Raw genomic sequence first — 20907 nt, forward strand, 5'->3', positions numbered from 1 at the left:
TAGAGATAATTAAAAGAGCTGCTTTTGGTGTTGTAAGTTATTAGTAAGTAATTTAATCGCATAAAAAAAAGCCGAACATCAGTTCGGCTTTCATGAGCAAAGTATGCTTATTTTTATAAATTAAATGCTAAACTCAAAGTAATATTAGAATTTTGAGAATCTAAGGTAGCAGCATCAGTAAGACCTACTGAGAACAATTGATTATTAACTGTTCTTTCTGCTTTATCGTAAGTTAGATCTAATCGAGTATTTCCGAAGTTATAACCTAAACCGAGAGAATACCCTGTAAGGTCTCCATAAAATGAATCATCCTCATAAGGACTCTCTTCAAACCTATAGCCACCTCTAAAACTAAATTGTTTGTATTTGTATTCTCCACCAATTCTATAGGTGTTGGATATTTTAAAAATATCATCCATTATTTCATTTTGAGAAGCAAAAAATGCATCTGAAGTAGGTCTGAATTTAGTATTTTTATAATTCCTTCTAGAATAGTCAAAACTCAACAACCCTTTATCAGCAAAAACATAAGCTAAGCTTCCTGTTACTTTACCTGGAGATTGTAATCTATATTCAGGAAATATATTAATAATATCTGGGTTTACGAATGTCGTAAAAGAGCCATCATCATCCGTTGCAGAGGTTGCAATATTTTGTGAGGTTTCTTCAAAAATAGTAAACCATGTTGGAGAATTATAGGTTAAACCAGCTCTTAATTCTTTTGTAACTTTTAAAATGGCTCCTAACTGAAATGAAAACCCATTACCAGTAGTGAATAAATTATTTTCAAATGCGACATCAGTTACTAACGAACCAGCATTAGAATTAGACTCAGTAAATCTTGTGAATCGTTCATAATTTATAAAATGACCGTTCAAATTTAAACCAAGATATAGCTTGTCTTCGTATTGAGCCGCAACGTTAAAAGTGATTTTACCGTTATATCCTCTAGCTACATAATCGTATGCTTGATTGAATGTGCCAGGTGCGATATTTGAAGAGTATACCGTGTTTTCATCAGTATTCTCTGCTGGTTCTAATATAAAAGACTCGTATCCTAAAAATGCTTGTTGATTTCCAAAGCCATAAAAACTTCCAATTTCTGCATAAGCATCAGATATTGTTTCTCCTGGAAATGCAGAGATTTCATCTAGTCTTTGGCCTTGAGCATAGTCTAAAAAATATCTATCTATAGATCTTGTATTAGTTCCAGTTGCGAACCATTGGTCATCATAATTTGCGGTTTTGTCATATGCAATACTTAATACCAGTTTTTTCCATGAGGATTGATCTCCATTATTGGCAAAAACAAAAGCTGCTCCACCTTGATGTAAGTCAACTTTAGAATCAGATGAAGATGTTCGTCCATTAAAGAAAGAAATATCGTTATCAATATTCAAACTTGAGAGCGAGAGTGAGGCGTGACTTCTGCTAAAAATAGCAGATCCAGCAGGATTTACACTAACAGCAGATAGATCACCACCTAGGGCTCCAAAAGCACCACTTAATGCTCTAAATCGTGCAGAACCTTGTATTTCGTCTTGAGAAAACCTTAAAGCATCAGAGATATCCTGAGCCATAATATTAGGCATAGAGAGTACTGCTATGACGAATAGCATAGTTAATTTTTTCATATTATTTTTTTTGACTTATTAAAGTTTGAATTCTGATTATCCGCGACGTCCGCTTCTTCCTGACGATCTAGATCCAGAAGATCTTGAACTCCTTCCTCCAGATCTCATTGATCCAGATGATCTTGAACTTCCGCTAGAACGAACTGATGATCCTCTATTGCTGTTGCTTCGAGTAGAAGATCGCATTGAATTATTTCTCGTTCTAGAAGGACTAGACATTGTATTACGCGATCTTGTTCGAGTAGAATTAGCTCTGGTTCTAGTTCTTGTAGAATTTCGCATTGTTGTTGCGCTTCTGCCAGATCTAAATCGATTTGAAGTACTTCTATTTCTTATTGATGTTGAACTTCTTCTGTTAGTACTAGATAAATTACTTCGTCTTGATGACGCATATCTATTACTTGCAATATAAGAGTTGCCTCTTCTACCAGAATTGTAGGCGTATCCACGATTACCTCTGTAGAAGTTGTTATATCCATACCCATAACCTGGAGGGCACCAAAATCCAGCATTCCAACCCCAGTTATTCCAACCCCAGTTGTTCCAACCGAAGCCCCAACCAGTATTCCAACCCCATCCAAATCCGCCATTCCAACCCCAAGGTCCATTCCAAGCTAGTGGTCCTGGTCCCCAGAAGGCATTATACCATCCAACTCCAAATCGAGACCAACCACGGTTTAACCATCTGTTATCATAAACATTAATCGTAATATTTTCATTTGCAGCTCCCCAACCTGCATAGCCAGTTTGAGTTCCTTCTTCAACAACATCGTCATCGTAATTACCTTGATATGAATCAATGTCTGTAAATATAGCACTGTCGTCATTCGGTATGTTGCTGTATTGCAAAGATTTCTCTGTAAAATAATCTTTATAAATACTTTGATCTTCCTCTGGATTATTTGTCGCTTCTACATTGACTATAGCATCGTCGTTATAAATACCATCACTATCATAACCAACATATTGGTATGATCCACAAGAAGCAAACAAGAATGTCAAGCTTAGTGCAACAAAAAATGGAAATTTCGTTTGTATGTAATTGTTTAATTGCATATCTCTTGATTTTTATTGTTGAACGTTACAAAAATAGTTAGTTTTGCTGAACTATTTTTTTATTTAACACTATCACAATTTTTGTGCCAAAACACTGAAAATGAGTAAAAATCTTACAACAAGAGCGGAAGACTATTCAAAATGGTATAATGAACTGGTCGTAAAGGCCGATTTGGCTGAGAACTCGGCAGTTAGAGGTTGTATGGTTATTAAGCCATATGGTTTTGCTATTTGGGAAAAAATGCAAGCTGAATTAGATAGAATGTTCAAAGAAACAGGACATCAAAATGCTTATTTCCCTCTTTTTGTGCCAAAAAGTTTGTTTGAAGCCGAAGAAAAAAATGCAGAAGGATTTGCAAAAGAGTGTGCCGTTGTGACGCATTACAGGTTGCAAAATGATCCTGATAATGAAGGTAAATTGAGAGTAGACCCTAAGGCAAAATTAGAAGAAGAACTTGTAGTTAGGCCAACAAGTGAAGCTATTATTTGGAATACATATAAAGGATGGATTGAAAGTTATAGAGATTTACCTATTTTAATTAATCAATGGGCAAATGTTGTACGTTGGGAGATGAGAACGCGCTTATTTTTGCGTACGGCTGAATTTTTATGGCAGGAAGGACATACGGCACATGCAACTAAAGCTGAAGCTATTATTGAAGCAGAACAAATGAATGACGTTTATGCCGAATTTGCAGAAAATTTTATGGCTATTCCAGTAATTAAAGGTATTAAGACCGAAAGTGAACGTTTCGCTGGAGCTGTAGAAACGTATTGTATAGAAGCCTTAATGCAAGATGGAAAAGCACTGCAAGCTGGAACATCTCATTTTTTAGGGCAAAATTTTGCAAAAGCATTTGATGTTAAATTCACTAATAATGAAGGGAAGTTAGATCATGTTTGGGCCACATCTTGGGGAGTGTCAACGAGGTTGATGGGAGCCTTGATAATGACTCATAGTGATGATAAAGGTTTGGTTTTGCCACCAAATTTAGCGCCTTCGCAAGTCGTTATTGTTCCAATTTATAGAAATGATGAGCAATTAGAATTAATAACCGAAAAGGCAAATACAATAATAAAAGAATTGAAATCTTTAGGCATTTCGTGTAAGTTTGACTCTAGAACTACTCATAGACCTGGTGCTAAGTTTGCTCAACATGAGCTGCAAGGTGTGCCATTGAGAATTGCTATAGGACCAAAAGATTTAGAAAACAAAACTGTTGAATTGGCAAGAAGAGATACCTTGACAAAAGAGATTGTGCCTATGGCAGATTTAGTCTCTACCATTGCGTCACTGCTAAAAGTAATTCAAGACGAATTATTTAATAAAGCCCTTAGCTTTAGAGATGCTCACATTACTGAGGTTGATGATTTCGAAACATTTAAAGAGGTTATAGAAAATAAAACAGGTTTTGTATCTGCTCATTGGGATGGTACTGCTGAAACTGAACAAAAGATAAAAGAGTTAACAAAAGCGACTATTAGATGTATTCCTATGAATGTTGTAAAAGAAGAAGGAAAGTGCGTGTACACGGGTAATAGATCAACAAATAGAGTGTTATTTGCTAAAGCTTATTAATTTTTTTTAAAAAAAGTTTATTTAGGTGTTGCAACATTTAAAAATAGTTGTATTTTTGCATCCGCAATGAGTAATTGTGTGTTCATTTGAAAAGCAGCTTAAATTATTAAACTGTAATTGAAATAACTCAAATGGCCCGTTCGTCTATCGGCTAGGACGCCAGGTTTTCATCCTGGTAAGAGGGGTTCGATTCCCCTACGGGCTACAATTTTTAATAAGAAAAAAAATACAATGGCAAATCATAAGTCAGCATTAAAAAGAATCAGAAGTAACGAAGCTAAACGTTTACGTAATAGATATCAGCACAAAACTACTCGTGGTGCTATAAAAAGATTACGAGACATGGAAAAAGCTAAAGATGCAAACGAATACTTGCCTTCTGTTATCTCTATGATTGATAAATTAGCAAAGAACAATATTATTCATAATAATAAAGCAGCTAATTTAAAGTCTAGTTTAACTAAGCATGTAGCTTCCCTAAGCTAACTAGAACTTATAATTAAAATTTTAAAAGCTCTTTCTAACGAAGAGCTTTTTTTATGAGAACTATTTCCTCTGTCTGGTGTTATACATAAAAAAGCGAACATTAATTAATGTTCGCTTTTACTTTAAATTCATCTAGAAATATTATTTAGCCATTCATAGAGACTAAAAATTCTTCATTGTTTCTTGTTTGTTTGAATCGCTCATTAATAAACTCCATAGCTTCTACAGGATTCATATCGGCAAGGTACTTTCTCATTACCCACATTCTTTGTATCGTAGATTCGTCTAATAAGATGTCGTCACGACGAGTGCTTGATGATGTTAAGTCGATAGCAGGGAAAATACGACGGTTAGATATCTTACGATCTAACTGTAATTCCATATTACCAGTACCTTTAAATTCTTCAAAGATAACTTCATCCATTTTAGAACCTGTTTCTGTAAGTGCTGTGGCAATTATAGTTAGCGAACCTCCATTTTCTATATTACGTGCAGCTCCAAAGAAACGTTTTGGTTTATGAAGTGCATTGGCATCTACACCACCACTTAAAATCTTTCCAGAAGCTGGTTGAACCGTATTATATGCTCTAGCTAGACGCGTAATCGAATCTAATAAGATAACTACATCATGTCCACATTCTACTAAACGTTTTGCTTTTTCTAGAACGATATTCGCAATTTTAACGTGCTCGTGAGCTTCCTTGTCAAATGTAGAAGCAATAACTTCACCACGTACATTTCGCTGCATATCAGTAACCTCTTCTGGACGTTCATCGATGAGCAATATCATTTGATAAACTTCAGGATGATTAGCTGCAATAGCATTTGCAACATCCTTTAATAACATCGTCTTACCAGTCTTGGGTTGTGATACAATCATACCACGTTGCCCTTTTCCAATAGGTGAAAACAAATCCATGATACGTGTTGAAATGGTACTTTGTTTTTCTGCGATATTGAATTTTTCCTGAGGGAATAATGGTGTTAAGTGTTCAAAAGATACACGATCTCTAACCACTTCAGGTTTTTGACCATTAATTCTGCTAACTTTGATTAATGGGAAATACTTTTCTCCTTCCTTAGGCGGACGAACATGACCTAATACAGTATCTCCGGTTTTTAAACCAAATAAGCGTATTTGTGATTGCGACACATAGATGTCATCAGGTGATGATAGATAATTGTAATCAGACGAACGTAAAAACCCATACCCATCTTGCATAATATCTAGAACCCCTTCACTTTCAATAATAGCGTCAAATTCGAAATCTGGTTCTCTATAACGGTTACGATTATCTTTGTTACCATTATTTTTATGTTGGTTATTGTCTTTTGAACGTTGATGGTTCTTATTATCATTCTTCTGACGATTATTTTGCTTATTATCATTAGAATTTTTTGAACGATTATCGTTGTTCTGACTATTGTGACGTTGATTATTTCTATTGTCTTTTTTCTCTTTAGGAGGGTTGTTTGAAGGTTTATCTTCTTTCTTGTCTCCCAATTCCATTCTTTGTTGTGATGGATTGTCATCTTTTTTTCTTTCTACACGTGCTCTTGCTTTTTTTGGTTGAGCCGGCTTTTTCTCTTCAGCTTTTGTAGCCGAAGAAGAAGTGTCTTTTTTTACAGCATCTGGATTAGCTGCTTGAAAGTCTAATATTTGGTAGACAAGGTCTAATTTTTTTAACGAACGGTATTTAGGGACCTTTAATTTTTGAGCGATCTCCTGAAGTTCAGGAAGCTTTTTTGCTTTTAATTCGGAAATTTCGAACATGAATATGTATACTAATTAAGTTTATTCTTTGAAATGGATTTGTTTCTAGCTTTTCTCTTTTCTGAAAATGATAATACTGGGAAAAAAATGAAAAAAATCTGAAGATTTAAACAACTGCTACTCTGAGTGTAACAGATTGTTAATGCAATAATACAATTTTATTTTTAAAATTTAATACATCTTTTAAAAAGAAACTATTAATTTTGTCGCTCATTATTGATAATTCGAAAATGATACAACGTATACAAACAATATACCTTTTATTATCTGCTGCAGTTTCTGCAGGGTTGATATTTGTCTTGCATTTATGGACTAATAGTGAAGATGTTGCTGTGTATGCTAAAGATGAGTATTTATATTTGGGATTGTTTTTAGGATCAGCTTTATTATCATTAATTTCTATTTTTAGTTTTAAAAACAGGAAGTTTCAATTTGTTTTGGGACGACTTAATATCATATTAAACTTTATTTTATTAGGATTTTTTGTATATCAATTGCTAACGCCACCTGGAGAGAGTCAAATCTCTGAGAAAGGTGTTGGGATATTCATACCTATTTTATCTATCGTATTATTGGTTTTAGCCAATAAAGCCATAAAAAAGGATGAAGATCTTGTAAAATCTGTCGATCGATTACGATAAACCCTATTATCTTAATTATTTTAGTGCGTAAACCCAAGGTGAAGACCTTGGGTTTTTTATTATAAGTTAGTATCGTTTCGGAAATTCTATAACTTCTAAGTGGTCTATGTTTTTTCCGTTAATAGTAAAACGGAGCATGGTTCTTATTTTATGAAATCCATGTTTTCCTACCGCACCTGGATTCATATGAATCAAATTATAGCGCTTATCTGGCATTACTTTCAGGATATGCGAATGACCACAAATAAACATACGAGGCGGATGCTCTTTGATTAATTCACGAGTTCTCATATTGTACTTAGGAGGATAACCACCAATATGAGTCATGAATACATCAACCTCTTCACACATAAACCTATTATGTTCTGGAAATTCAAGACGCGCTTTTGCATCATCAATATTACCATAAACAGCCCGTAATGGTTTTAATGCTTTAATTTTATCAGTGACTTCTAAGTCGCCAATATCTCCTGCATGCCATACTTCATCTGCTTGTTTGACGTATTTTAAAATATCTTCATCGATATAGCCATGAGTGTCAGAAAGTAATAGAATTTTGGTCATGAAATAGATATGTATTTGTGTTTGCTATTTTCCGAAGAAAACCTTTAATTATGTTAAGAGCATGTATTAAGCGCTAAAAACGATTATCTTTGTGTCTTACAAAAATACCACTTCTATTGCGTTTTTTTATCGAATTATCTTATAATGGAAAAGCCTATCATGGATGGCAAAATCAGCCTGATGCGATTACGGTTCAAGAGGTTTTAGAGAAAGCTTTATCTACACTATTAAAGAAAGACATTGCTGTCGTTAGCGCAGGTAGGACTGATGCTGGTGTTCATGCAGAACAATTATTTGCACATTTCGATGTAGAAGAAGAATTGCCTGAGAATTTGGTTTTTAAATTAAATTCTTTTCTTCCAAGCGATATTGCTATTCATACTATTTTTAGAGTTAATGATGGAGCACATGCGCGATTTGATGCTTTAAGTAGAACTTATAAGTATAGAATTTCGACCCAAAAAAATGTATTTAATACAGATCAAGCCTATGCGTTGCAAAAACCGTTAAATTTAGATTTGATGTCTAATGCTTGTGAGGTTCTATTGCAGTATAATGATTTTCAATGCTTTTCTAAGACAAATACAGATGTAAAAACGTATAATTGTAACTTGATGTTGGCAAAATGGGAGTTGAATAAGGATGAGTTGGTTTTTACTATTAAAGCAGATCGTTTTTTAAGAAATATGGTTAGGGCTATAGTAGGAACATTGATTAACATTGGTTTGGGAAAGATGTCATTAGAAGATTTGCGCGCTGTTATCAAGTCAAAAAATAGAAGTGAAGCTGGATTTTCTGTGCCTGCCCATGGTTTATATCTCATTAATGTAGAGTATCCAGTTACTATAAAATCACTAAATAATTAAATGGAAAACAAAAAAACCAAAGCTTTTGACCTTGCATTGTTTAAGCGGTTATTACAATACATTAAACCGTATAAGCTTGTGTTTTTTGGGTCTTTATTATGTGTAATTGGGCTTGCAGTTTTTGGTGCTGCACGACCTTTAGTATTGCAAAGAGCTATTGATAATTATGTGGTAGTAAAAGAATATAACGGGTTTCTGTTTTGGATTTTAGTTATGTTAGGCCTTTTGATACTTGAAGTGATGAGTCAATTATTATTCATTTATTATGCAAGTTGGTTAGGACAATCGGTGGTTAAAGATATTCGAGTTAAACTATACGATCATGTGTTGAATTTTAAAATGAAATATTATGATAATTCTTCAGTTGGTGTTCTTATAACCAGAACTGTGACAGATATGGAGCGTATCGCAGATATTTTTGGGCAAGGCTTATTTATGATTTTCAGTGATTTATTGAAGATGATTGTTGTAGCAGCTGCCATGTTTTACCTCAATTGGAAGTTAAGTCTTATAGCTTTCGTAACTATGCCTATTGTTTTGTTTGCAACCAAGATATTTCAGAAATATATGAAACGTGCTTTTGAAGAAGTTAGAACAGAAGTGTCTAATCTAAATTCTTTTGTACAAGAACGAGTTACTGGAATGAAAATTTTGCAATTATTCACACGAGAGGAAACGGAGTTTAAAAAGTTTAAAGAGATTAATGAGCGACATAAAAAAGGCTGGTTAAAAACAGTTTGGTATAACTCGGTGTTTTTTCCTATTGCCGATTTACTATCGTCGATTACTTTAGGAGCGATTGTTTGGGTAGGTGGATTTATGGTGGTCTTTGATCAAATAGTTTCTATTGGTGATTTAACAGCTTATATCATGTTTGTACCAATGTTGTTTAGACCTCTTAATCAGATTGCTAATAAGTTTAATACCCTTCAAATGGGTATGGTTGCTGCAGATCGTGTTTTTAAGGTATTAGATACGACCTCCCAGATAGATGATTTAGGATCTCAAATTACAAATGAATTTAAAGGAGATATATCCTTCAAAAATGTGCACTTCTCTTATGTTGACGATGAAGAAGTATTAAAAGGAATTTCCTTAGATGTAAAAGCAGGACAAACTATTGCGATTGTTGGAGCAACTGGAGCTGGTAAATCAACTATCATAAATCTTCTGAATCGTTTCTATGATATTAACGATGGGTCGATTTGTATAGATGGAACAGATATTAAAAGTTTAACGCTTAAATCACTTAGGTCTCAAATTGCAGTTGTACTTCAGGATGTGTTTTTATTTGCAGATACTATTCTAAATAATATCACATTAAAAAACCCCACAATTTCTGAAGCACAAGTCATTCAAGCAGCAAAGAATATAGGAATCCACGATTTTATTTCTAGTCTGCCTAATGGTTATCATTACAATGTGAAGGAACGAGGTGCAATGTTGTCCTCAGGGCAACGACAACTTATTTCATTCTTAAGAGCGTATGTGACTAATCCTAGTATACTAATATTAGATGAAGCAACGTCATCTGTAGATTCATATTCTGAACAATTAATTCAAGATGCTACAGATAAAATTACAGAGGGTCGTACTTCAATAGTGATAGCACATCGTTTAGCAACTGTACAGCAAGCTGACCAAATTGTTGTGATGGACGCAGGCCAAATTGTAGAAAAAGGAACCCATGACGAGTTACTTAAAGTTGAAAATGGGTATTACAGAAACTTGTATGAAGTTCAGTTTTTAAAGGTTGAGGCGGTTTAAGATTTTTTAGGCATAAAACTTTTAATAATTTCTATTATAGTTTCTTTGCCATCAACAAAGTAAATAATTATAAAAATTAGCGCTACTACTATTACATAAAGTATCATATAAACAAAAAAGGAAATAAATGTTCTACCTATAATTTCTCCTGTCGATATTTGATATAATCGTTTAAAGCAGTAAGAAATATATAAAACCTGAACAAGTAAATTTACATATGAAATAACACCCAGGTCATAACCAAACAATACACATAAAATATTTAAAACCGCACCAAGTAAAGAGATTACAGATAGAATATAAATGTAAGCGACAACATGCTCTGTGTAATTGAATGTTTTTTTATCAAAGAAAACGACTCTAGATATTATGGCATAAAGCGGGACATATAACATCATCAATATGGAGCCATATTTCTGTATAACTTCAAAAAGACCACTAGCAAAGGTTTCGTCTCCATTTGGAGAAATAGATGCCATATTCATTAAATGTGGAAAAAACTTTTGGAGAATGAACCATTCTAAACTTACAATTGTTAATGTTAATCCAAAAAAGCTTATAGGATTCACATAACGTTTTCTAATCCCATTTATATAGCCTCCAATAACTTCTTCAGGTTTTTTGAATAAATCAATAATAGTGCGAAGTAGTTTGTTGTCATAATTAAAAAAGGTCTCACTAATATGTTCAAATAAATTTTTAAAGGTTAGTCGGTTTCTAATGACTTTACCTCCACAACTGTAACAGAAGTCACTGTTTATTTGTAGTTCGGTTTGGCAGTTTTTACAGTTCATATTATTGAATATTCATTGGTTGAACTTGTCCAGTTGTTCCTAAATAAATGCCATATATTATTCCTATTATAAGAAGAATGACAATCATAACAACTAAAACTATAATAATATATAAAATAACTCTTGCTAAGGCATCGTAAAATTTAATGTGATACAACCTTTTAAATGTATATGCCATATAAATGACCATAGGGATCATAGCAAATTGCGATAGTAAATTATAATTGATACCTAGTGGCAGTGTTACACACACTAGTAAAAACCAAAAGATATAAAAGTGAGCATTTGTATAAATATTTATAACAAAATGCTCTGCAAGATTATATTTTTTTGAATCAAAAAATAAGGCTCTAGATGCTAATGCATATAAAGGGATAAACAATACAGAGAGTAAACCTTGATATTCGTAATAACCATCTAAAAAGGAATCAAAATTGAAAGCTTTATTATTAACCTTAATATTATCGGTTGATATAAAATCACTTGCGGTTAATAATTCTGGGAAAAACCGTCGTAACACAAAAAATTGAAGACCTATAATGGTTATTGCTAATCCGAGATAACTAATCACATTTACATAGTTTTTTCTAAAACCATCAATATAACTTATAATGACTTTATCAGGTTCAAATGTTAAGCTTTTAAAGGTTTTTGCAAATTTATTATCAAAGCTTAATATATTAGAAAAAAACGTAGCAATTATGGCTTTTACAGTGAGACGTTTGGCACTAATTCGTTCTCCACAATTTGGACAGAAATTCTTTTCGTCTGCTAAAAGTATGTCACAATTTCTACACTTCATTTAGGTCAAGTCTTTGTATAGTAATGTGGTGAGTTCAGCTACATCTGCGAACATAACAAATTCTCCATTTTTTAAATAAGAAATTTGCCCTGTTTCTTCACTAACAGCTAAAGCAATAGCGTCTGTTTTTTCAGTAATCCCAACTGCGGCTCTATGACGTAATCCAAATCGTTGAGGGATATTTTTTTCATTATTTACAGGAAGTATAACACGAGTTGCTTTAACAATATTGTTTTCTATTATGACAGCGCCATCATGTAAAGGGCTGTTTTTAAAGAATATAGACTCTATTATGGGTTGTGTAACTTTAATGTTCATTTCATCACCCGTATTGGTAAGAAAATCTAAATTATTATTGCGCTCTAAAACAATTAATGCTCCTGTTCTAGTCTTTCCCATTTTCTCACAAGCAGCAACAATAGCATGGATATCTGTTTCAGTTTCGACTTCGGTTTTTAGAAATTTCATTTTCTTAAAAAACTTACCACGCCCACTTAAATTAGTAGAACCTACCATGAGCAGAAATTTCCGAATCTCAGGTTGAAATACAACAATAAGTGCAATAATTCCAACTTTTATAAAACCATCAAAAATGCGGTGTAACATATACATGTTCAGGAAATCTGTAACTCTCCAAACCAGATATATGATAATAATTCCAATAAATATATTAACAGCTACTGTGCCTTTTACCAGTTTATAAACATAGTACAAAAGAATAGCAACGAGAAAGACGTCGATAAAATCTATAATTCCAAAATCCCAAAATTTGAATTTATCCAAGGTGGTTGCGTTTGTGTAAATTTAACAATTTAAGATTAATAAATAAATTCATTATTATCAACTGGAATACTCTGTGATTTTAATTCAGAAATTAGAAATTTTAATGTAATATAATCTTGAAATGACAGGTGCTTATTAAAACTAAAATTAACAGGGGTAGTGTCATTAGCTATCGCTATGATGTTTGATTTAAATGTTTGAAAATCTAATATTTTTTGAATGAGATTAGTGTCTTTTGAAAAACCATTCTGTTGACTGTTATTGTCAATATATGTCACTCTAATACTATCTAGTGCTTTTACAACCACATCAATTTGATTTTTATTGATATTCTGTAATGACTTTGAGTAGTGATTTACTGCTCTACCACTTTTATAATTGACATTAGTAAACTCTAAAAACCCTAAACTTTCAATACTTATATCATTACACGTGTAGAAGTTTTTTGCAGCTTTATTTTTATGCATTTTGGCATTACGTTTTTTGTCTTGTAGAAATTTAATCTTTGGTATCGCTTGTTTTAAAGTTAATCGTTTGTCAACATTTATTAGCCAATTAGTTGTGCTTATAAGATTTTTACGATTGAGATCTATACTATCTGTTTTAGTGTCATCATAAAATAGGTAAGCATGAGATACATCGTGTATTTCGGTTATTGAAGCTTTATTAATTTCAGGTAGTTGAAGAATTCGTTTTTCACCACAAGAATAAATCATAATTATAATAAGTAAGTATAATAAGCACTTTTTCATATCTTAATAAGATTTCAGTTGTTGTGTAAGTTTGATGCACTCCATGGCTTCTTTAACATCGTGTACTCTTAAAATATTAGCACCTTTTTGAAGTGCAATTGTATTTAAAATTGTTGTGCCATTAAGTGAGTCGTCAGGAGATGAGTTGAGTGTCTTATAAATCATCGATTTTCTTGAGATACCAGCTAAAATAGGTAAATCTGTAATATTAAAGCGTTCTAAGGTATTTAGTAATTCATAATTCTGTTCCAAGGTTTTGGCAAACCCAAACCCAGGATCGACTATCAAGTCAATTATACCTAAGGCTCTTGCTTTTGCTATACGTTCTGAAAAATAAAACAATATATCTTTTACTAGATCATCATAATTTGTAAGTTGCTGCATTGTTTTTGGAGTTCCTCTCATGTGCATCATGATATAAGGAGTTTTCAATTCTACCACAGTTGGAAGCATATTAATATCTAAGTGTCCAGCTGAAATATCATTAATTATAGCTGCTCCTGCTTGTATGCCTTCTTTGGCTACTTTGCTTCTAAAAGTATCAATAGAAATAAGTGTATTAGGAAACGCTTTCAGAATTAATTCAATAATTGGAACAACTCTATGTAATTCTTGGTCTACAGAAACATCATCAGCATTGGGCCGCGAACTATAACCTCCAATATCAATAAAGGTTGCTCCTTGTTCAATCATAGAGCTTACCTGACTTAATATAGTTGCACTGTTTTTATAATGACCACCATCATAAAATGAATCTGGAGTCACATTCAAAATCCCCATGACTTTGGGTTGTGTGAGGTCTATTAATTGTCCGTTGCAATTGATGCTTTTACTCAAAACTATATAGTGTGGTTAAAGTTTTTTAATCTGATTAATTTATGCGAAATTTACGGAAAATTAAATGTTTTAAATGCAAGATACTTCAAAACAATATGATGATGTGATTTCTCAATGCAGAAGTCTTTTTATCAATAAAATGAAAGACTATGGAAGTGCATGGCGAATTCTTAGATTACCATCGTTAACCGATCAAATATTTATTAAAGCGCAACGCATTAGAGGGTTACAGCAAAATACCGAACGCAAAGTAGATGAAGGTGAAGTGAGTGAGTTTGTTGGGATTATAAATTATTGTACAATGGCCTTGGTTCAACTAGACAAAGGAGTTGTAGAACAACCAGATTTATCTTTAGAAGAAGCTATAGAACTTTATGATGAGAAGATTGCAATTACAAAGCAATTGATGATGGATAAAAATCATGATTATGGTGAAGCTTGGAGGGACATGCGTGTAAGTAGCTTGACTGATCTCATTTTGCAAAAACTATTGCGCGTCAAACAAATTGAAGATAATGCAGGCAAAACTATAGTTAGCGAAGGTATTGATGCTAATTATCAAGATATGATAAATTACTCTGTTTTCGCCCTTATACATTTAAGCGAAGACTAAAATCAGAGCACATGAAAGCACTAGTTAATATTTGTAGAATCCTAGTTGGAGGATTATTTATTTTTTCAGGATTTATTAAATTAAATGACCCTTTAGGGTTTTCATATAAACTTCAAGAATATTTTAGTTATGATGTATTAGATATTCCGTCATTAATTCCTTATGCTTTAGGAATTGCAGTTTTTGTTGTTGTTTTTGAAGTTGTATTAGGCGTCTTTTTATTGATTGGTTATAAACCAAAATTTACAGTTTGGAGTTTGTTGGCAATGATAGTGTTCTTTACATTTTTAACCTTCTATGCGGCCTATTTTGATAAAGTGAAAGATTGCGGCTGTTTTGGTGATTTCCTCAAATTATCTCCATGGCAATCATTTTGGAAAGATGTCATATTGTTGGTGATGATCGTTATATTATTTATTGGACAACGCCATATCAAACCTATGTTGTCTAGATTTGGTTTAACTTTTACAGCGTTACTGAGTTTTATTGTGTGTTTATGGTTTGGATACCACGTATTAATGCATTTGCCAGCTTTCGATTTTAGAGCGTATAAAATTGGAGACAACCTTCAAGAGAATATGCAATTGCCGCCTGATGCGCAAAAGGCTGTGACCGATTATATTTGGACCTACAAATTGAACGGAGAGGAAAAAACAATCACAGATAGAGGTCGCGGACCAGCAAAATACGATGAAATTGTTGGTGTAGATACTAAAGTGATTGTTGAAGCTGATGTGCCTAAAATTCAAGATTTCTCAATTGAATCTGCCGATGAAGATTTAACAGAGCAGTTTTTAGAAGAAGATAAATTAGTCATGATTGTGACTTATAGTTTAGAAAAAGCCGAAGTAGAAGGCATGCAAAAGCTAAAAGTATTAGCTCAACAAGCTAAAAGTAAGGGTTATACTGTGATTGGCTTGACGGCTTCTGGTGAAGCTAAAAAACAAGAGATTAAAAGCACATACGGTTTAGATTTTGATTTTTATTTATGTGATGAGAAAGTACTGAAAACGATTGTAAGAGCCAACCCAGGTGTTGTAGTTCTTGAAAATGGAACTGTTATTCAAAAAGCACATTATAATGATTTGGATGAATTAGAGTTTTAACGTTTAAAATATAACAACTGATACACTACATTTTAAATAAAGCCTTTTACGCTTTACTCACTCTTTTTGGTGTAGTGACCGTTATTTTTATCTTATTTAACATTCTTCCAGGTGATCCAGCTCAAATGATGCTTGGCCAAAATGAGGATAGTGAGCAAATTGCTGCGGTTAAAGCAAAATATGGGTTTGATAAGCCTATCTCGACTCAGTATTTGTATTATTTAAATGATTTATCACCAATATCTTTTCATTCGACCAATGCTGAAGACTATACGTTTTTAAGAGAAGGGAAGTACAGCGCAAGTACATTGTTTACTCTTGGAAATATTACAACAGCTTTAAAGCTTCCTTATTTAAGAGAGTCATTTACAAAACAAGGAAAAAAAGTGTCTCAAGTTATTGGTGAAACCTTACCTAATACATTTGTGTTAGCTGTTTCTGCAATAATAATAGCTATTATTCTTGGGATTATCTTCGGAATCATTTCGGCACTTTATAAAGATCAATGGATAGATAAAACTATTCAGATATTTAGTACCTTAGGAATGAGTGTGCCTTCTTTTTTTAGCGCCATTTTGTTCGCGTGGTTTTTTGGCTTTGTGCTTCATGAATATACTAACTTAGAGATGACAGGGAGTTTATATGAATTGGATGATTTTGGAGAACGAACCCATATCCAATGGAAAAATTTAATCTTACCTGCAATTGTATTAGGAATTAGACCCTTGGCAGTAGTAATTCAGTTGATGCGAAATTCATTACTTGAGGTGTTTAATCAAGATTATATTCGTACAGCAAGGGCTAAAGGCTTGAGTGAATTTCAGATTATAAAAAGGCATGCTGTTAAGAATGCATTGAATCCAGTTGTTACAGCAATTTCAGGATGGTTCGCTTCAATGTTAGCAGGAGCCGTATTTGTAGAGTATATTTTTGGTTGGAATGGTCTTGGAAAAGAAATTGTAAATGCATTGAATACCTTAGATTTACCTGTCATTATGGGTTCTGTATTGGTTATTGCAGTTTTGTTTATTATCATTAATATATTTGTAGATGTTATTTACGGGTGGTTAGACCCAAAAGTAAAATTAGAATAAAGACATGAAATCCATTCTTACTTGTTTTCTTTGCATATTCTTATGTGCTGGTTGTTCTAAAACTGTTCAGACACAATTATCTGATGAAGTTTTAAATGAGGAGTATATAGGGTTAGATGAGAGTTCAGTAACACTTAAGGATATACTTTCTAAATACGAAAGCCAACAAATTGTAATTGATGTTTGGGCAAGTTGGTGTCGAGATTGTATTGTTGGATTACCAGAATTAAGAGTCTTGCAAGCAGAAAAACCAAATGTGGTATATCTGTTTTTGTCTGCAGATCGTAATGTAGATACATGGAAGCGGGCCATAAAAAAATACAAGATAGAAGGTGAGCATTTTTTTATGCCTAATGGCACTAAAGGACTTTTAGGCGATTTTGTAGATATTGATTGGATTCCTAGATATATGGTAGTCGACTCCAATGGAAAAATAGAATTGTTTGAAGCTATAAAGGCAGAAGACCCTTCAATTAGAAATACATTAAAATAAAGTATAACATAATAGCACCTAATTTATAGGTAAAGACATGAGAAAACAAATTGTAGCAGGAAACTGGAAAATGAATAATGGGTTAATTCAAACTGAAACTTTAATTTCAGAATTAAAACAACAAACAAAGACGTCTAATGCGGAGGTTATGATTGCGCCATCGTTTACAAATCTGTGGCATGCGTTTCAATCTACAAGACAAGATGATATTGAGGTAGTGGCGCAAAATATGCACTTTGCTGAAAATGGAGCTTATACAGGTGAGGTTAGTCCAGGGATGTTAAAGAGTATAGGAGTTAAATCGGTCATTTTAGGACATAGTGAACGTCGCGCTTATTACAATGAAACGGACGATTCCTTAGCAAAAAAAGTAGATGCAGCACTTGCTCATAATATGCGAGTAATTTTCTGTTTTGGCGAAGAATTATCAGATCGGAAAGCTGGAAATGAAGAAACGGTTGTAGAAAGCCAGATCAAAAATGCGCTTTTCCACCTTGACGCTTCTGCATTTGAGCATATTGTTTTAGCCTATGAACCGGTTTGGGCTATAGGAACTGGAGAAACTGCTAGTCCAGAGCAAGCCCAAGATATGCATGCATTTATTAGAAAAACTTTAGAAGCCAAATATGGGGCAACAGTTGCTGATGACATGACTATTTTATATGGCGGTAGTGTGAAACCTGGAAATGCTAAAGAGATTTTTTCTAAACCTGATGTCGATGGAGGACTTATAGGAGGAGCATCTTTAAATGCTGAAGATTTTTATGCCATTGTTAATGCATTCTAGTTTCATTGAGCCCTGAGTATAGAAAGGGCTTTTGTTATAATTAATATACTAAGGGTATTCACTGATTTTCAATAAATCGAGGAATGCCCTTACTATTTTAATGTTTAGGAGTTTTAATTTGCAAGGGTTATTAATCAGTTAAAACTTTTAATCATGATTTTCAGAAAAATTACTTTAAATCCAAACCATGCAGTACTTTGTTTTGTATTTGCGTTTTTAACAACTCTCTTGTCTTTTGTACAAGCACAAACCGTTCATGTAGTAGATAATAATGAAGGCTCGGGAGCAGCCTTTACCTCTGCACAAGCTGCAGTTGATAATGCCACAGCAGGTGATATTATTTATTTGCAACCATCACCTAATAGTTATGGAAACATTAGTATGAATAAACAGCTTACTATTTATGGTCTGGGACATAGGCCAGGATTAAATGCTGGTGCATATGCTTATGTAAATGACGTTAACTTTAGTGGTAATGCATCAGGTTCCAAATTATCAGGATTATTAATTAACCGTGTTTTTTTAACTTTTGGAGGTGTTACAAATCATGACGTTGTACTCAAAGACAATAGGATTTCTGAAATACGAGGTAATAGCAATACAAGTTTGGCTAATAATCTAATAGTTACGGGGAATTTCTTTTATACCAATACTGGTTCAGCAATAGATACATACAACTCGCAAAACTGGGTGATTACTCATAATACCTTTCATCGTGAAAGCACATATTTTGATTACCAATTATTCTACAGGTTTAATGGATCTATAGTTTTTAATAACAATATTATTTTATCACCTCAAATTGGTAATGGAAGTAATGTAGTGAGGTTATTTAGAAACTCATCTGGCACACAAATCAATAATTGTATTTTCTTGTTTAGAGGTACTAATGTTGCAAACTTTAATACCGGAGATTCTGTAGTCTATAATAATTGTTTGACTTATAGTGTTAATACAACTTTGGATGCTTTAGCAGGTAGTAATAATATTGATAATCAAGACCCTCAATTCACATCTTTTGATATTACTGGTTATCTCAATAATACGAATTTCGATTATACCATACAATCAGGTTCACCAGCTAAAAGTGCTGGAAACGATGGTAATGATTTGGGTGTAGAAAATGGTACATATCCATTTAGCATCAGAGGCTATCCAACCGAGTTGCCCTATATAACCGAATTCACAATATATAATACGACGATTACGGCAGGAACGCCTTTAAATATTAATATTAAGGCTAATGCCAATATAACCGATTAAACTAAATTGTATGAGACGTTTATTTTTTATACTGTATTGTATGCACTTAAGTTTTTTCGGATTGGCCCAAATTTCTAGCGCTGAGTATTTTTTTGATACAGATCCTGGTTTTGGTAATGGAACAGCTTTAAGTGTTGCAGGTACCGAAATAAATCAAGATATGTCTATACCAACAGACGGACTTTCTGATGGTATACATAAATTATATATTAGAATTTTAAATGCAGATGGAACGTGGAGTTTGTATGATGACAAAGTTGTATATGTAAGCTCTAATAATGCCAGTACAGCAACAATTGCTTCTGCAGAATACTATTTTGATGTAGATCCTGGTTTAGGAAATGGAACCTCTTTAAGTGTTTCAGGAACTGCAATAGATGAAAATATAAGTATTTCAACAACAGGACTTTCAGATGGTGTACACAAATTGTGTGTTAGGGTTTTAAATACAGATGGAACGTGGAGTTTGTATGATAAAAATGTGGTTCATGTGAGTTCTGATAATGGTAATACAGCAAGTATTGCTTCAGCCGAATATTTTTTTGATACAGATCCTGGTTTAGGAAATGGAACAGCTTTAAATGTTACAGGTATTGCGATAGATCAAGATATTTCTATACCAACAGCTGGTCTTTCAGGTGGTGTGCATAAATTGTATGTTAGGGTTTTAAATACTGATGGTGTTTGGAGTCTATACGATAAAAATATCTTGCAGATTAGTGCAGAAAATATAAATACTGCAAATATAATTGCTGCAGAATATTTTATCGATATCGATCCAGGAGTTGGAAATGCAACTAATATAGATGTCACCAATGGCGGCTTAGTAGATGAAGATTTGAGTCTAGATATTCCTACCAATTTAGAAACTGGTGATCATATTATATACATGCGAGTTTTAAATGAAAATGGAGTTTGGAGTTTGCATGCTGCCTCGGAAATATCAACTACTTTAACTGTTAATGAGTTTAATATAAATTCAATTAAATTGTATCCCAATCCGGTAAAGGATATTTTATATTTTGATACAAATAATCAAGACATCATAGGATTGAAGATTATAGATTTAACAGGGAGAATTATATTGGATCAAGTGCCTGAAAATGAATTTGTAGATTTAAAAAATTTACCAAATGGTATATATTTAATTCAAATAAAAACTAACTTAGGAGGGATGTCAAAAAAAATAGTGAAATATTAAAATGAAACTTTAATA

At 33.0% G+C, this 20907-nt stretch carries 21 protein-coding genes and 1 tRNA gene; 13 read left to right on the top strand and 9 right to left on the bottom strand.

Translation table 11 applies throughout. The features are described 5' to 3' along the window. Window positions 1-113: 113 nt before the first annotated feature. The gene (locus tag ACTU6T_RS11555; RefSeq protein WP_460218352.1) at window positions 114-1634 is read right to left on the bottom strand and encodes an OmpP1/FadL family transporter; all 1521 of its coding nucleotides are present in this window, start codon (window positions 1632-1634) and stop codon (window positions 114-116) included. Between the two features lie 36 nt (window positions 1635-1670). Next, entirely contained in the window at window positions 1671-2690 is a 1020-nt protein-coding gene (locus ACTU6T_RS11560; protein WP_460218353.1) for a hypothetical protein, read from the bottom strand. A gap of 100 nt (window positions 2691-2790) precedes the next feature. Here ACTU6T_RS11560 and proS point away from each other — a divergent pair, with 100 nt between their 5' ends. The 3 genes from proS (at window position 2791) to rpsT (ending at window position 4755) form a co-directional block, all read left to right on the top strand. After that, window positions 2791-4269 carry a proline--tRNA ligase gene (gene proS, locus ACTU6T_RS11565; RefSeq protein WP_460218354.1) on the top strand — a complete coding sequence of 493 codons (1479 nt, stop codon included), beginning with the start codon at window positions 2791-2793 and terminating at the stop codon, window positions 4267-4269. 133 nt (window positions 4270-4402) lie between these two features. Further along, window positions 4403-4474, top strand: a tRNA-Glu gene (locus ACTU6T_RS11570). A gap of 26 nt (window positions 4475-4500) precedes the next feature. Then, window positions 4501-4755, top strand: coding sequence for a 30S ribosomal protein S20 (gene rpsT / locus ACTU6T_RS11575; protein WP_460218355.1), 255 nt, complete (start codon window positions 4501-4503; stop codon window positions 4753-4755). 145 nt (window positions 4756-4900) lie between these two features. On the opposite strand, the gene rho is transcribed toward rpsT, so the two are convergent. Continuing rightward, window positions 4901-6529: a transcription termination factor Rho gene (gene rho, locus ACTU6T_RS11580; RefSeq protein ID WP_460218356.1), complete on the bottom strand. Its 1629-nt coding sequence runs from the start codon at window positions 6527-6529 to the stop codon at window positions 4901-4903. Window positions 6530-6759: 230 nt separating this feature from the next. On the opposite strand from rho, the gene ACTU6T_RS11585 reads away from it, so the two are divergent. Further along, the gene (locus ACTU6T_RS11585) at window positions 6760-7170 is read left to right on the top strand and encodes a DUF4293 domain-containing protein (protein ID WP_460218357.1); all 411 of its coding nucleotides are present in this window, start codon (window positions 6760-6762) and stop codon (window positions 7168-7170) included. 66 nt (window positions 7171-7236) lie between these two features. Here the strand turns inward: ACTU6T_RS11585 and ACTU6T_RS11590 are convergent, their stop codons facing one another. Then, a complete protein-coding gene (locus ACTU6T_RS11590) occupies window positions 7237-7734 on the bottom strand; it encodes a metallophosphoesterase family protein (protein WP_460218358.1) in 498 nt (165 codons plus the stop codon). Window positions 7735-7850: 116 nt separating this feature from the next. Between ACTU6T_RS11590 and truA the strand changes: the two genes are divergently transcribed. Together truA and ACTU6T_RS11600 are read left to right on the top strand one after the other, a co-directional pair. Next, a complete protein-coding gene (gene truA / locus ACTU6T_RS11595; protein WP_460218359.1) occupies window positions 7851-8600 on the top strand; it encodes a tRNA pseudouridine(38-40) synthase TruA in 750 nt (249 codons plus the stop codon). Then, on the top strand, window positions 8601-10367 hold the full coding sequence (locus tag ACTU6T_RS11600) for an ABC transporter ATP-binding protein (protein ID WP_460218360.1): 1767 nt from the start codon (window positions 8601-8603) through the stop codon (window positions 10365-10367). On the opposite strand, the gene ACTU6T_RS11605 is transcribed toward ACTU6T_RS11600, so the two are convergent. Genes ACTU6T_RS11605 through folP form a run of 5 tightly spaced genes read right to left on the bottom strand, consistent with a single transcriptional unit; the run spans window position 10364 to window position 14278 of the window. After that, window positions 10364-11161 carry a DUF3667 domain-containing protein gene (locus ACTU6T_RS11605; RefSeq protein ID WP_460218361.1) on the bottom strand — a complete coding sequence of 266 codons (798 nt, stop codon included), beginning with the start codon at window positions 11159-11161 and terminating at the stop codon, window positions 10364-10366. The two genes, ACTU6T_RS11600 and ACTU6T_RS11605, sit on opposite strands and share 4 nt — an antisense overlap. Before the next feature lies 1 nt (window position 11162). Then, window positions 11163-11963 (bottom strand): DUF3667 domain-containing protein, encoded by an 801-nt coding sequence (locus ACTU6T_RS11610; protein ID WP_460218362.1) that lies wholly within the window; start codon window positions 11961-11963, stop codon window positions 11163-11165. Then, a complete protein-coding gene (gene cdaA, locus ACTU6T_RS11615; RefSeq protein ID WP_460218363.1) occupies window positions 11964-12746 on the bottom strand; it encodes a diadenylate cyclase CdaA in 783 nt (260 codons plus the stop codon). It lies immediately after the preceding gene. 35 nt (window positions 12747-12781) lie between these two features. Next, the gene (locus tag ACTU6T_RS11620; RefSeq protein WP_460218364.1) at window positions 12782-13498 is read right to left on the bottom strand and encodes a hypothetical protein; all 717 of its coding nucleotides are present in this window, start codon (window positions 13496-13498) and stop codon (window positions 12782-12784) included. Between the two features lie 3 nt (window positions 13499-13501). Then, window positions 13502-14278 (bottom strand): dihydropteroate synthase, encoded by a 777-nt coding sequence (gene folP, locus ACTU6T_RS11625; protein WP_460220763.1) that lies wholly within the window; start codon window positions 14276-14278, stop codon window positions 13502-13504. A 130-nt stretch (window positions 14279-14408) separates the two neighbouring features. Between folP and ACTU6T_RS11630 the strand changes: the two genes are divergently transcribed. The 7 genes from ACTU6T_RS11630 (at window position 14409) to ACTU6T_RS11660 (ending at window position 20892) form a co-directional block, all read left to right on the top strand. Continuing rightward, entirely contained in the window at window positions 14409-14948 is a 540-nt protein-coding gene (locus tag ACTU6T_RS11630) for a DUF1599 domain-containing protein (RefSeq protein WP_460218365.1), read from the top strand. A gap of 11 nt (window positions 14949-14959) precedes the next feature. Next, window positions 14960-16054, top strand: coding sequence for a BT_3928 family protein (locus ACTU6T_RS11635; protein WP_460218366.1), 1095 nt, complete (start codon window positions 14960-14962; stop codon window positions 16052-16054). A 17-nt stretch (window positions 16055-16071) separates the two neighbouring features. Next, a complete protein-coding gene (locus tag ACTU6T_RS11640) occupies window positions 16072-17148 on the top strand; it encodes an ABC transporter permease (RefSeq protein ID WP_460220764.1) in 1077 nt (358 codons plus the stop codon). Between the two features lie 4 nt (window positions 17149-17152). Beyond that, window positions 17153-17641 (top strand): TlpA family protein disulfide reductase, encoded by a 489-nt coding sequence (locus tag ACTU6T_RS11645; protein ID WP_460218367.1) that lies wholly within the window; start codon window positions 17153-17155, stop codon window positions 17639-17641. A 37-nt stretch (window positions 17642-17678) separates the two neighbouring features. After that, the gene (tpiA, locus tag ACTU6T_RS11650; RefSeq protein WP_460218368.1) at window positions 17679-18428 is read left to right on the top strand and encodes a triose-phosphate isomerase; all 750 of its coding nucleotides are present in this window, start codon (window positions 17679-17681) and stop codon (window positions 18426-18428) included. A 153-nt stretch (window positions 18429-18581) separates the two neighbouring features. Next, window positions 18582-19691, top strand: coding sequence for a right-handed parallel beta-helix repeat-containing protein (locus tag ACTU6T_RS11655; RefSeq protein WP_460218369.1), 1110 nt, complete (start codon window positions 18582-18584; stop codon window positions 19689-19691). Window positions 19692-19701: 10 nt separating this feature from the next. After that, window positions 19702-20892, top strand: a complete 1191-nt coding sequence (locus ACTU6T_RS11660; protein ID WP_460218370.1) for a T9SS type A sorting domain-containing protein — start codon at window positions 19702-19704, stop codon at window positions 20890-20892. Window positions 20893-20907: the final 15 nt, after the last annotated feature.

This window comes from Psychroserpens citreus (assembly GCF_055686305.1).